This is a genomic window from Curtobacterium sp. MCSS17_007, from assembly GCF_003234175.2.
Classification (GTDB): Bacteria; Actinomycetota; Actinomycetes; order Actinomycetales; family Microbacteriaceae; genus Curtobacterium.
In genome coordinates this window covers 2,629,934-2,642,577 of sequence record NZ_CP126257.1, presented here as the reverse complement: position 1 = coordinate 2,642,577, position 12,644 = coordinate 2,629,934, and the positions used below count along the sequence as shown (strand labels likewise).

Genomic DNA, 12,644 nt, shown 5'->3' with positions numbered 1-12,644 from the left:
CTGGCGCGGGGCGCGTCATGCGGTTCCCGGCCGCCCGTAGGATGGTCCGCATGTCCGACGGGTCCTCGTTCAGCATCACCACGCCGATCTTCTACGTGAACGACGTGCCCCACATCGGGCACGCCTACACCGAGGTCGCCGCGGACTTCATGGCGCGCTGGCACCGGCAGCGGGGCGACGACACCTGGCTGCTCACGGGGACCGACGAGCACGGCCAGAAGATCCTCCGGACCGCCAGCGCGAACGACGTCTCCCCGAAGGAGTGGGCCGACCGGCTCGTCACCGACGCGTGGAAGCCGCTCCTCGACACCGTCGACGTCGCGAACGACGACTTCATCCGCACGACCGACGAGCGCCACGAGCGCGGCGTGACCGCGTTCCTGCAGAAGCTGTACGACGACGGCTTCATCTACGCCGGCGAGTTCGAGGGCTTCTACTGCGTCGGGTGCGAGGAGTACAAGCAGCCGAGCGACCTCGTGCCCGGCACCGGCCCGTACGAGGGCCAGCAGGTCTGCGCGATCCACTCGATCCCGGTCGAGGTCCTGGCCGAGCGCAACTACTTCTTCCGCATGAGCGACTTCGAGCAGCGCCTGCTCCACCTGTACGAGTCGAACCCGCAGTTCATCCAGCCCGAGAGCGTGCGCAACGAGATCGTCTCGTTCGTGAAGCAGGGCCTCCGGGACCTGTCGATCTCGCGGTCGAGCTTCGACTGGGGCATCCAGATCCCCTGGGACCACGACCACGTGCTCTACGTGTGGTTCGACGCCCTGCTCAACTACGTCACCGCCCTCGGCTACGGGTCGGACGACGACGAGGCCTTCCAGCGTCTCTGGCCGAGCGTGCACATCGTCGGCAAGGACATCGCCCGGTTCCACGCCGTGATCTGGCCCGCCATGCTCATGGCTGCCGGGCTGCCCGTGCCGGAGCGCGTGTTCGGCCACGGCTGGCTGCTCGTCGGCGGCGAGAAGATGTCCAAGTCGAAGCTCACCGGCATCGCGCCGTCGGAGATCACGGACACCTTCGGCTCCGACGCCTTCCGCTACTACTTCCTCCGCGCGATCACGTTCGGGCAGGACGGCAACTTCAGTTGGGAGGACATCTCCGCCCGCTACTCGGCCGACCTCGCGAACGGCTTCGGCAACCTCGCGTCGCGTCTCGTCGCGATGCTGCAGAAGTACTTCGACGGTGCGGTCCCCGAGCGCGGCGAGCTGACCGACTCCGACCGGGCGGTCGACGACCTGGCGGTGTCCGTCACCGAGCGGGCCGACGCCGCGGTCGACGGCTTCGCCCCGCACGACGCGATCGCCGCCGTGTGGGAGCTCGTCGACGCACTGAACGGCTACATCACCGAGCAGGAGCCCTGGGCCCTGGCGAAGGACGAGGCGAACCGCGAGCGACTCGGCACCGTCCTGACGACCGCGCTCCGGGGCCTCGGGACCGTGAACGTCCTGGTCTCCCCGGTGATGCCGAAGGCGACCGAGAAGCTCTGGGCGTCGATCGGGGCCGGCGGGTCCGTGACCGAGCAGCGGGTCGACCGCGCGTACGAGTGGCAGGGCGCCGCGACCGTCGTGCCGCTCGAGAGTGGGCTGTTCCCGCGCATCGAGCAGCAGCCCGAGCAGGGCGCAGCGTGACCGACGCGGCCGACGCCTCGCACGTCCGGGCCCGGGGCGAGGGATCGTCCGGCGGCTCGAAGCGCGACCTGAGCTACCCACCGCTGCCGCAGGCGCTCGTCGTGCCCGTGTACGACAACCACACGCACATGGAGATCGCCGACGGCGTCGGCGAGGGCGGCGACGGACCGCTCGACTACCGCGAGCACCTCGACCGCGCATCGAGCGTCGGCGTCCGCGGCGTCGTGCAGGTCGGCACCGACCTGGCGACGTCGGAGTGGTCCGCGCAGATCGCCGCGCGCGAGCCCCGCGTGCTCGCCGCGGTCGCGCTGCACCCGAACGAAGCACCCGTGCTCGACGAGCAGGGGCTGCTCGACGAGCACCTCGCCGGCATCGAGCGGCTCGCGGCACTGCCCCGCGTCCGGGCGATCGGTGAGACCGGCCTCGACTTCTTCCGCACCGGCGAGGACGGGCGGGCGGCACAGGTCCGCTCGTTCGAGGAGCACATCCGCATCGCCAAGGAGCACGACCTCGCGCTGACGATCCACGACCGCGACGCGCACGACGCCGTGGTCGAGGTCCTCGACCGCGTCGGCGCTCCCGAGAAGACCGTGTTCCACTGCTTCTCCGGCGGCCCCGACCTCGCCCGGCTCTGCGCGGAGCGCGGCTGGTACATGTCCTTCGCCGGCACCGTCACGTTCAAGAACGCGCAGTCGCTCCGTGACGCCCTGCAGGTCGCACCGCGCCACCTGGTCATGATCGAGACCGACGCCCCGTTCCTCACGCCGACGCCGTACCGCGGCCGGCCGAACGCGCCGTACCTCATCCCGCTCACGCTCCGGTCGATGGCCGAGACCCTCGGCACCGACGCGTCGATGCTCGCGGCGCAGATCGCCTCGACCACCGAGCTGGTCTACGGCGCATGGGACGCCGAGCCCGTCACGGTGGACCAGTAGCCGTGGGCGCACTGCTCGGCCCGGCGGAGATCCGGGACCTCGCCGCCAAGCTCGACGTCACCCCGACGAAGAAGCTCGGTCAGAACTTCGTGCACGACGCGAACACCGTGCGCCGCATCGTCGCGGCCGGTGGGGTGTCGGCAGACGCCCGCGTGCTCGAGATCGGACCGGGGCTGGGGTCGCTGACGCTCGGACTGACCGAGACCGGGGCGTCGGTGACGGCGGTGGAGATCGACGGACGGCTCGCGGCGCAGCTGCCGACCACCGTGTCGCGCATGCAGCCCGACGCCCGGCTGCAGGTCGTCCACCAGGACGCCCTCGCCGTGACCGCGGACGAACTGCCCGAGGCGCCGACCCACGTCGTGGCGAACCTGCCGTACAACGTCTCCGTCCCCGTGCTCCTGCACCTGCTCGCGACCTTCCCGACCATCGAGCGGGTGCTCGTCATGGTGCAGGCCGAGGTCGGCTACCGCATCGCCGCGGGCCCCGGCAGCAAGGTCTACGGTGCTCCGAGCGTCAAGGCCGCCTGGTACGGGTCGTGGTCGACTGCCGGACAGATCAGCCGCCAGGTCTTCTGGCCGGTGCCGAACGTCGACAGCGTGCTCGTCGGGTTCGACCGTCGTGAGCGCCCCGGGGACGAGGCGCTGCGGGCGCAGGTCTTCGAGCTCGTCGACGGGGCCTTCCAGCAGCGTCGGAAGATGCTCCGGCAGAGCCTGTCCGGTGTCCTCGGCTCGAGCGCCCGCGCATCGGAGCTGCTGACCGCCGCCGGCCTCGATCCGACCGCCCGGGGCGAGGCACTGTCGCCGGACGACTTCGTGCAGCTCGGGCGGACGGTCCTCGCCGCCCGCTGACAGGACCCGGCCGAAGGACGAAGTGATCAGCAGGTGCCGCGCCTGGGGAGCGGTCGGCCGACGATGGAGCCCTCGCTCGTCCGTGGGCGCCGGAGCGGCGGACCGCCGTACGCTGTCGCCATGACGACCGGCCCCGTACGGACCCACTCGCAGGGCATGGCAGCCGATCGGGTGACCGCCGCGACCGGCAGATCGCCCGACGACTGGTACGTCCTGCTCGACGCGGCGGACGGCCGCTCGATCGGACACACCGCCATCGCCGCGCACCTCGTCGCGCTCGGCGTGGACCCGTGGTGGGCGCAGGGCGTGACCATCGGCTACGAGCAGTCCCGGGGCCTCCGGATCCCCGGGCAGCGGTCCGACGGCACCTTCGCCGTGTCCGCGTCGCGCCAGGTACCGGGCGAGCGTGGAACCGTCCTCGACCGGATCGTGCCGCTGTGCGTGGAGGCGTTCGGCTTCGCGCCCACCTCGGAACGTCGTGGTGGCAAGCGCCCCTCCGCGCGGTGGACCTTCCCGGACCGCGAGTCCGTCCTCGTGAACACCGAGGACGGCCCACGCCCCGGGACGGTCCGGATCGCGGCGCAGCGGGAACGCCTGACCGGTCCGGAGCGCATACCCGAGGCGAAGGCTGACCTGCGGGAGCTCCTCAGCCGGTTCTAGTGTCCGCGGCCGGCCATCGCCTCGAGGATCTGCTGGTGCGTGCCGTCGCGCTCTGCCCAGCGCAGCGGCTGCACGTTCTGCACGAGGATCTCCGGGGCGGCGCCGGACGCGAGCAGACCCATCACCTCGTCGGTGAACTCGTCGAGCGGCATGCCGCCGAAGTCGGCTCCTCCCATCAGGTCCGTCTGCACCGCCGGCGGAGCGAGCTCGAGCACGTCGACCGGGCTGCCGACGAGCTGCTGCCGGAGTGCCTGCGTGTAGGAGTGCACGGCGGCCTTCGTGGCGTTGTAGGTCGGGGTCGCCGTGAGCGGGACGAAGGCCAGACCGGACGACACGGTGATGAGCGTCGCTGCCGGTCGGGAGAGCAGGTGGGGCAGGAAGGCGTCGATCAGGCGGATCGTGCCGACCAGGTTCGTCTGGACGGTCTCGAGTGCGTCGTCGATGTGCCCCGGGTCGCGGAGGTCCTCGTTCCGCATGATGCCCGACATGGTGACGACGGTGTCGAGCTCCGGCCAGCGAGCGATGACGTCCGCGGCGGCGCTGGCGATCGAAGCGCCGTCGGCGACGTCGATCGCCACGGTGCCGAAGCCGTGCTCGGCGGCGAGGGCGTCCAGGCGGTCCTGACGGCGGCCGCCGATGACGACGGTGCTGCCGGCGTCCTGCAGCCGCTGTGCGAGGGCGAGCCCGAGGCCCGAGGTCGCGCCGGAGATGAAGACGGTGCTGTTCGTGGTGTCCATGTCGACCACGATGCCCCTGCGGACGGGACGGCTCCAGGGCGCGGGCATCGGGGGACCGCCGGTCCCTGGTTCCGCCGCTGCCGAGACGGCACGATGGGGACATGGACCGACCCGCGCTCGCCGACTTCCTGCGCCGCCGCCGCGAGCTGCTGCGCCCCGAGGACGTCGGGCTCGGCAGCGGTTCGCGCCGACGGACGCCCGGTCTCCGCCGTGAGGAGGTCGCCGCGCTCGCCGGGATGAGCGTCGACTACTACACGCGGCTCGAGCAGCAGCGCGGCCCGCAACCGTCCGAGCAGATGGTGGCGGCGATCGCCCGGGCGCTCCGGTGCAGCCTCGACGAGCGCGACCACCTGTTCCACCTCGCCGGGCACACGGCGCCGGTCCGGATGCACCGAGCGGACCACGTGGACCCGGCGATCCTGCGCGTGCTCGACCGGCTCGAGGACACCCCGGCGATCGTGGTGAGCCACCTGGGGGAGACCCTCGTCGAGAACCGGCTCGCACGGGCGCTGCTCGGCGGATCCGTCGACCTGCCGGGCAACGAGCGGTACCAGGCGTGGCGCTGGTTCGTCACGGGGACCGAGCAGGCGAAGTACGCGCCCGAGCAGCACGACCGCCTCGGCCGGGTGGTGGTCGCGTCGCTCCGTGCTGCCGTCGGGCTCGCGGGACCGACCGACCGGCGGGCGACGGAGCTCGTCGCGGAGTTGCAGCGCCGCAGCCCGGCCTTCCGCGAGCTCTGGGAACGGCACGAGGTAGCGACCCGGTGGTCGGACAACAAGACCATCGTGCAGCCCGAGCTCGGACGGATCACCGTCGACTGCCAGGTGCTGCACACGGACGACCAGGCGCAGGCGCTCCTGCTCTTCACCGCGCCGCCCGGGAGCGAGGACGCGCAGAAGCTCGAGCTCCTCGGCGTCGTCGGCACGCAGCAGTTCGGCGCGGACAGCGTCGCGCGCTGATCCTCGGTCGGCCGGCGGACCCCGACCAGGACCATCGACCGTCAGTCGGCTGCAGCGCCCCGGGCCCGCAGCGCCGCGACGACGGCCTCCGGGTCGTTGCACCGGAACCGCAGCGACCGTGCGCCGCGGATCGTGACCTGGACGCCGGGTCCGCCGTCGAGCAACACCGCCGTGCCGCCGGGGACGAGTCGGATGCCGAGCCCGCCGGAGTTGCCGCCCGTCATGTGCACGACCTCGGCGGAGGTGATCTGCTCGGGGGCGACGCGCCGCCGGTACCACCACGGCCGGACCCGGACCTCGAGGACCTCGTCGACCCGAACCGTCATCCGCATCAGCACCGAGCCGATGCCGAGCGCGACCGTGACGGCGAGCGTGACCACCAGGACGCCCACGTCCGACGCCGTCGGCGGCTGGTCCTGCCACCCTGCCGGCACCGCGAGCACGAGCGTCGCGATCCCGACGGCGGTCGCGATCACGGCCCAACCGATGACGGTCATCACGCGGCCGGAACGGACGGTCTCCTCGTACGCGGGGTGGGACATGCGTTCCACCCTCGCACACCCGGCGCGGACGCACGTCGCAATCCCACGTCACACACCTGGCACCCCCAGGCTCGCCGTGCCTAGGGTGGCCCGGTGACAACTCCGCGCGTGTACGTCATCCACGAGAACCCCGAGTGGTTCCCGCCGTTCGCCGCTGCCTTCGAGGCGGAGGGCGTCCCGGTCGAGGAACTCCTGCTCACCGACGGCGGTGCCCTCTGCAGCATCGACCTGACCGCCGAGCCGGCCCCGGGCGTCTACTGGTCCCGCATGTCGGCCAGCTCCCACACCCGCGGGAACGAGCACAGCAAGGAGTACGCCCGCGCGCTGCTCGGCTGGCTCGAGCGCGCCGGTGCGACGGTCGTGAACGGCAGCCACGTGCTGGAGCTCGAGGTGTCGAAGGTCGCCCAGCACGGCCTGCTCCGCGACGCCGGGTTCGACGTGCCCCGCACGACCGCGGTGTTCGGCTCGTCCGCCCTGAAGGACGCCGCCCGCACGTTCACCGGCGGCGCGGACGTGCCCTTCATCACGAAGCACAACCAGGGCGGCAAGGGCCTCGGCGTCCGCCGCTTCGACACCCTCGCCGAGTTCGACGCGTACGTCGACGGCCCCGAGTTCGAGGCTCCCGTCGACGGCATCACGCTGCTCCAGGAGCTCCTGACCGCGCGCGAGCCGTTCATCACCCGCGCCGAGTTCGTCGGTGGCGAGTTCGTCTACGCCGTCCGGGTCGACACGAGCGCCGGCAGCTTCGAGCTCTGCCCGGCCGACGCGTGCGAGGTCCCGCAGGTCATCGCGGGAGCCGTGTGCGAGGTTCCGGGTACCGAGGCGTCCGGCGCCCCGGCCGCCTTCAGCATCCGCGACGAGGTGACGGCCGGTCACCCGCTCGTGCAGCAGCTCCGGACGTTCCTCGCCGAGCAGCGCATCCAGGTCGCGGGCGTCGAGTTCATGGAGACCACGGACGGCCGCACGGTCGTCTACGACGTGAACACGAACACGAACTACAACCCCGCCGTCGAGGCGGTCGCGCCGGTCTCCGGTCCGCGCGCGATCGCGCGCTTCACCGGCGCGCTCCTCGAGCAGGCCTACGCCGCGTCGGCGACCACCGTCTGAGACGACACCACCCACCGGCCGGGAGGCACGGTGCGGGCCCGCCCCGCGCCTCCCGGCCGTCACGACCCACCTGAGGAACCACACGTGCGATTCGGATACTGGACCCCGCTCTTCGGCGGCTGGCTGCGCAACGTCGAGGACGAGGACATGCCCGTCACCTTCGACTACGTGAAGCGGCTCGCGCAGCGCGCCGAGCGGATCGGCTTCGACCTGACGCTCGTCCCGGAGCTCAACCTCAACGACATCAAGGGCACGGCGGCGCCGAGCCTCGAGGCGTGGGCGCTCGCGGCCGCGTTGGCGGCGACGACCGAGCGGCTCGAGATCATGGCCGCGATGCGTCCGGGCTACCACCTGCCGGCCGTGACGGCCAAGCAGGCGGCGACCATCGACGAGATCTCCTGTGGTCGCTTCACCTTCAACGTGGTGAGCGCCTGGTGGGCCGAGGAGGCCCGCCAGTACGGCGGCATCTTCTCCGAGCACGACGACCGGTACGCACGGACCGAGGAGTTCGTCGCGATCCTCAAGGGCCTGTGGGCCGAGACGCCGTTCTCCTTCTCGGGCGAGTACTACGACGTGCAGAACACGCACCTCGAGCCGAAGCCGCGCGTCACCCCGCGCATCTACGCCGGCGGCGAGAGCGAGGCGGGCAAGAGCTCGATCACGCGCTTCGCCGACGCGTACCTGACGCACGGCGGCACCGTCGACGAGCTCCGGACGAAGATCGCCGAGATGCGGCGCCGCCGCGAGGACGCCGGCGCTGCGCCGTTCGAGGCGTTCGGCATGGCCGCGTACGTGATCGTCCGCGAGACCGAGGAGGAGGCGCAGGCCGAGCTGGCCCGCATCACCGACGTCCGTCACGGGAAGGCCTACGAGTCGTACCAGGACTTCATCTCCAAGTCGCAGCTCGAGCACGTCCCGTCGCTCGAGGACTACTCGGTGTCGAACCGCGGCCTGCGCCCCGGCTTCGTCGGCACGCCACAGCAGGTCGCCGACCGGATCCGCGAGTTCGAGGACGCCGGCGTCGACACGCTCCTGCTGCAGTTCTCCCCGCAGGCCGAGGAGATGGAGCGCTTCGGCGAGCAGGTCATCCCGCTGGTGCGCTCGTCCGTCCCCGCCGAGCCGGTCGCCTGATGGCGGCCGAGGACGACTGGGCGTTCGAGACGCGGCAGATCAGGGCGGGCTTCAGGGCAGACCCGGGCTTCGGGGCGAACGTGCCCCCGATCGCGCAGAGTGCGGCCTTCGTCTACCCGTCGGGCGAGGACGCCGCGGCACGGTTCATGCTCGACGCCCCCGGGCACACGTACACGCGGGTCAACAACCCGTCGGCAGCCGCCCTGGAGCGACGCGTCGCTGACCTCGAGGGCGGGGTCGGAGCGCTGGCGCTCGCGTCGGGCCAGGCCGCGACCTCGCTGGCCGTGCTCGGTGTGGCTCGTGCCGGTGCGCACGTCGTGTCCAGCGCGTCGCTCTACGGCGCGACCTACACGCTCTTCCACTCGACCCTGAGCGACCTCGGGATCTCGTTCACGTTCGTGCAGGACCCGACGGACCTCGACGAGTGGCGTGCCGCGGTGCGTCCGGAGACGCGGGCGTTCTTCGGCGAGAGCATCCCGAACCCGCGCGGTGACGTGCTCGACTTCGCCGGGGTCGCCGGTGTCGCCCACGAGGCCGGTGTGCCGCTCATCGTCGACAACACCATCGCGACGCCGTACCTCGTCCGACCGATCGAGCACGGTGCCGACATCGTCGTGCACTCGGCGACGAAGTACCTCGCCGGGCACGGCAGCGCCGTCGCCGGGATCATCGTCGACAGCGGGAACTTCGACTGGGCAGCGCAGGCGGAGAAGTACCCGCAGCTCACGACGGTCGAGCAGTCCGGGTTCGCCGGGACGGCCTTCGCCGAGAAGTTCGGACGGCGCGCGTTCATCCAGCGCACCCGGTCGAAGCTCTCCGCGGACCTCGGTCCGGCGATCGCACCGTTCAACGCCTTCCTGGTGCTCCAGGGCATCCAGACCCTGTCGCTCCGCATGGACCGGCACGTGTCGAACGCGTCCGCGGTGGCGTCGTGGCTGGACGACCACGCCCAGGTCGAGCACGTGCACTACTCGGGACTGCCCTCGTCACCGTGGCACCACCTGCAGCAGCGCTACGTCCCGAAGGGGCCGTCGGCCGTGCTGGCGTTCGACCTCGCCGGTGGGGTCGAGGCCGGCCGACGGTTCGTGGCCGCACTCGAGCTGTTCGACCACGTGTCGAACCTGGGCGACGTGCGGTCGCTCGTGGTGCACCCGGCGTCGACGACCCACGTGCAGATGACCCCGGAGCAGCGTGCGGCCGCGGGCGTCGGTGACGGGCTCATCCGGCTGTCGATCGGGCTCGAGCACGTCGACGACATCCTCGCCGACCTGGCACGCGGGTTCGCGGCGGCGGAGCCCTCGGCGTAGACCGCCGCCCGGCGCCGGGAGGATAGGTTGGACGCATGACCTCGCTGGCCGCTCCGACCCGCGTGCGGGTGCGCGCCCCCGGCAAGATCAACGTGTTCCTGTCCGTCGGCGCGCTGCAGGACGACGGGTACCACGACGTCGCGACCGCGTACCAGGCGGTCTCGCTCTACGAGGACGTGACGGCCGAGGCGGCCGACGACTTCTCGGTCCGGTTCACGGGGCCGATCGACACCAGCGCGGTCCCGACGGACGAGTCGAACCTGGCCGTCCGTGCCGCACGACTGGTGGCCGAGGCCGCTGGGCACCGTGGCGGCGTCCGGCTCACGATCGACAAGCAGGTCCCGGTCGCCGGTGGGATGGGCGGGGGATCCGCGGACGCGGCCGCGACGCTGCTCGCGTGCGACACGCTCTGGGGGACCGGTCTGGGACGCGACGAACTCCTGCGCCTCGCAGCCCGACTCGGAGCGGACGTGCCGTTCGCGTTCGCGGGCGGCACCGCCGTCGGGACCGGCCGGGGCGACGAGCTCAGCCCGGCGCTGGCCAAGGGGGAGTTCCACTGGGTCCTGGCGTTGAGCGACGACGGCCTCTCGACCCCGGCGGTCTACCGTGCGCTCGACGAGCACCGGGAACGCTACCGCGCTGACATCCGTCCCGCTCCGACGACCCCGGTGGTCGAGACGAACGTGCTGCAGGCGCTGCGTGCCGGTGACCCGGACCTGCTCGCCGACTGCCTGCACAACGACCTGCAGGCCCCGGCCATGCGGCTGCAGCCGGCACTCGCGACGACGCTCGAGGTCGGGGAGAAGGCGGGGGCGCTCGCGGGCATCGTGTCCGGCAGCGGTCCGACCGTCGCGTTCCTCGTGGCCGACCGTGACGCGGCGCTCGAGGTCCAGGTGGAGCTCAGCGCGGCCGGGCTCGTGGCGCTCCGGGCGAGCGGACCGGTGCACGGGGCACGGGTGGTGCACTGAGGCCGAGTCGAGTCCGCGCAGCGGCGCGCTGTCGGTACGGACGCCTCCACAGCACGGATGCGTCCTCGGACGGCGGGTGTCAGTCGCGCACGTACTCGGTGATGACGACCCGACCGGTCTTCCACTTCTGCTCCACGTGGAAGCCCCGCTCGGCCAGGACCGACGCGGTCTCGGGTTGGATGTTCCGGGCCTTCGGGGTCCCGCCGACGAACCAGACGGTGTCGATGTCGCCGAGGCGTGCCGGGATGGTGGTCGACAGGTCGCCGTTCTGGTTCCACAGCACGCCCGATTCGGCGCCGTTCTTGCGCATACCGAGGTCGGTGAGGCCCGTGAACGCCCAGGGGTAGGAGACGCGGATGATCTCGGCGGTCGTGCCCGGGTGGCCGTAGACACTGCCGAAGACGACGCCCTCGTTCGCGCCGGCGTTCTGCCCGCGCTCAGCGGCGATGATCGACGCGGCGTTCGCCCAGGTCGACTCCTGCTTCGACCTGGGGGTCTTGACGTCGATGGCACTCGGCACGCTGATGACGAGGAACAGCGCGAGGACGGCGGCGATCACGGCGCGCGGCCGGACCAGGGTGATCGCGAGGGCGATGAGGAGCGCGACGAACGGCAGGCTCAGCGACGCGTACTTCGGCGAGTAGAGGTGCTTGCCGAGGGCGGTGGCGGTGAGCAGCGCTCCCGTCGGCAGCACCGCCAGCGGGAGCGCGACGCGCACGGCCTGGGCGCGGAGGAGCGAGCGGACCGTGGCGGACCGGCGGTGCGCGGCGACCAGGGCGCTGACCACGCCGACGACCAGGAGCGTCCAGGCGACCGCGGCGTACGCGTCGACGCCGCCGAACCAGGCGGTGGCGAAGACCTGGGAGAAGGTGCGGTCCCCGATGCCGGAGATCCAGGCGACCTGCTTCGACTGCGCCGCCACCTCGACCACGAGCGGTGAGACGACCACGGCGGCCGCGACGGCGGCGACGGCCCAGCGGACGAGCACGGCACGCGTGACGAGCGGGGAACGCCCGTCCGCCCCACGATCGGACAGCGCCGAGCGCGTGACCGGCCGCTGGACGAGGAACGTCCACGCGAGGGTCACGGCGTGCGCGGCGACGGCCAGGGAGAGGTAGACGTTGAACGCGACCGAGACGAGTGCGAGCACCCCGTACGCGACCCACCAGCGGCGCCCCGTGCCGGAGCGTGTACGGCGTACGGCGGTGGTGCCGACGAGCGTCAGGGCGACGGCCAGGGCGGTGATGGTGGCGTAGGGGCGACCCTCGGACCCCGCCCACTGCACGCGCGGCAGCGCGAGGAAGACGAGACCGGCGGCGATGCCGAGGCGTCGACCGCCGAGTCGCCGCCCGAGGGCGACGACGAGGCCGGCGGCGACACCGATCGCGAGTGCGCTCGGGAACCGCAGGGTGAACGGCGTGTACCCGACGAGCCAGAACCAGACGTGGATGAGCGCGTAGTACAGCCCGTGCACCGCGTCCACGTTGTGGAGTTCGGCCCACAGCTGCGGCCAGCTCCGCTGCGCGCTCGTGACGGTCGCGGCCTCGTCGTACCAGACGGACGGCACCCAGGCGAAGAGGGCGCCGCTGACCACGCCGAGCGCGCCGACGGTGAGTTCGGGGGTACGCACGGCGGCGACCCGGATCGCCGTCGATGCCGACCGGAGTCGGGTACGGACCGGCGCGACCCCGGCGGAGGCGGGGACGTGGATGGTGCCGGTCTGCGGTGCGTTCACGGTGGCGACGGTAGCGGCCACGGCTGGACGGGTGCCCGGTGCCACCCGGTCCGTCCGTGAGAGTTCGCGATGCCGTAGGGT

Annotated in this window: 12 protein-coding genes; 9 read left to right on the top strand and 3 right to left on the bottom strand. The window is 72.1% G+C overall.

The window, feature by feature from the left end:
- Nucleotides 1-50: 50 nt before the first annotated feature.
- From metG to DEJ22_RS12510, 4 genes are all read left to right on the top strand, one after another.
- On the top strand, nt 51-1,631 hold the full coding sequence (metG, locus tag DEJ22_RS12525) for a methionine--tRNA ligase (protein ID WP_111227694.1): 1,581 nt from the start codon (nt 51-53) through the stop codon (nt 1,629-1,631).
- The gene (locus tag DEJ22_RS12520; RefSeq protein WP_181430908.1) at nt 1,628-2,566 is read left to right on the top strand and encodes a TatD family hydrolase; all 939 of its coding nucleotides are present in this window, start codon (nt 1,628-1,630) and stop codon (nt 2,564-2,566) included. Before metG ends, DEJ22_RS12520 begins: the two co-directional genes overlap by 4 nt.
- Nucleotides 2,533-3,417, top strand: a complete 885-nt coding sequence (gene rsmA / locus DEJ22_RS12515; RefSeq protein ID WP_181430910.1) for a 16S rRNA (adenine(1518)-N(6)/adenine(1519)-N(6))-dimethyltransferase RsmA — start codon at nt 2,533-2,535, stop codon at nt 3,415-3,417. The genes DEJ22_RS12520 and rsmA overlap by 34 nt, the downstream gene beginning before the upstream one ends.
- Before the next feature lie 120 nt (nt 3,418-3,537).
- Nucleotides 3,538-4,077, top strand: a complete 540-nt coding sequence (locus DEJ22_RS12510; protein WP_146241778.1) for a hypothetical protein — start codon at nt 3,538-3,540, stop codon at nt 4,075-4,077.
- Here DEJ22_RS12510 and DEJ22_RS12505 read toward each other — a convergent pair.
- Nucleotides 4,074-4,814, bottom strand: coding sequence for an SDR family oxidoreductase (locus tag DEJ22_RS12505; protein ID WP_111227770.1), 741 nt, complete (start codon nt 4,812-4,814; stop codon nt 4,074-4,076). The genes DEJ22_RS12510 and DEJ22_RS12505 overlap by 4 nt on opposite strands.
- Nucleotides 4,815-4,915: 101 nt before the next feature.
- On the opposite strand from DEJ22_RS12505, the gene DEJ22_RS12500 reads away from it, so the two are divergent.
- Nucleotides 4,916-5,773: a helix-turn-helix transcriptional regulator gene (locus DEJ22_RS12500; protein ID WP_111227697.1), complete on the top strand. Its 858-nt coding sequence runs from the start codon at nt 4,916-4,918 to the stop codon at nt 5,771-5,773.
- A gap of 41 nt (nt 5,774-5,814) precedes the next feature.
- Here DEJ22_RS12500 and DEJ22_RS12495 read toward each other — a convergent pair whose 3' ends face one another.
- Nucleotides 5,815-6,315, bottom strand: coding sequence for a hypothetical protein (locus tag DEJ22_RS12495; RefSeq protein ID WP_111227698.1), 501 nt, complete (start codon nt 6,313-6,315; stop codon nt 5,815-5,817).
- Nucleotides 6,316-6,408: 93 nt separating this feature from the next.
- Here DEJ22_RS12495 and DEJ22_RS12490 point away from each other — a divergent pair, with 93 nt between their 5' ends.
- The 4 genes from DEJ22_RS12490 to DEJ22_RS12475 all read left to right on the top strand — a co-directional run bounded on the left by DEJ22_RS12490 (nt 6,409) and on the right by DEJ22_RS12475 (nt 10,828).
- Complete coding sequence (locus tag DEJ22_RS12490; protein WP_111227699.1) at nt 6,409-7,422, top strand: ATP-grasp domain-containing protein; 1,014 nt, start codon at nt 6,409-6,411, stop codon at nt 7,420-7,422.
- A gap of 84 nt (nt 7,423-7,506) precedes the next feature.
- Entirely contained in the window at nt 7,507-8,553 is a 1,047-nt protein-coding gene (locus DEJ22_RS12485) for an LLM class flavin-dependent oxidoreductase (RefSeq protein ID WP_111227700.1), read from the top strand.
- Nucleotides 8,553-9,860 (top strand): O-acetylhomoserine aminocarboxypropyltransferase/cysteine synthase family protein, encoded by a 1,308-nt coding sequence (locus DEJ22_RS12480; protein ID WP_111227701.1) that lies wholly within the window; start codon nt 8,553-8,555, stop codon nt 9,858-9,860. Before DEJ22_RS12485 ends, DEJ22_RS12480 begins: the two co-directional genes overlap by 1 nt.
- Nucleotides 9,861-9,895: 35 nt before the next feature.
- On the top strand, nt 9,896-10,828 hold the full coding sequence (locus DEJ22_RS12475) for a 4-(cytidine 5'-diphospho)-2-C-methyl-D-erythritol kinase (RefSeq protein WP_111227702.1): 933 nt from the start codon (nt 9,896-9,898) through the stop codon (nt 10,826-10,828).
- A 79-nt stretch (nt 10,829-10,907) separates the two neighbouring features.
- On the opposite strand, the gene DEJ22_RS12470 is transcribed toward DEJ22_RS12475, so the two are convergent.
- Entirely contained in the window at nt 10,908-12,563 is a 1,656-nt protein-coding gene (locus DEJ22_RS12470; RefSeq protein WP_181430912.1) for a glycosyltransferase family protein, read from the bottom strand.
- Nucleotides 12,564-12,644 lie beyond the last annotated feature (81 nt).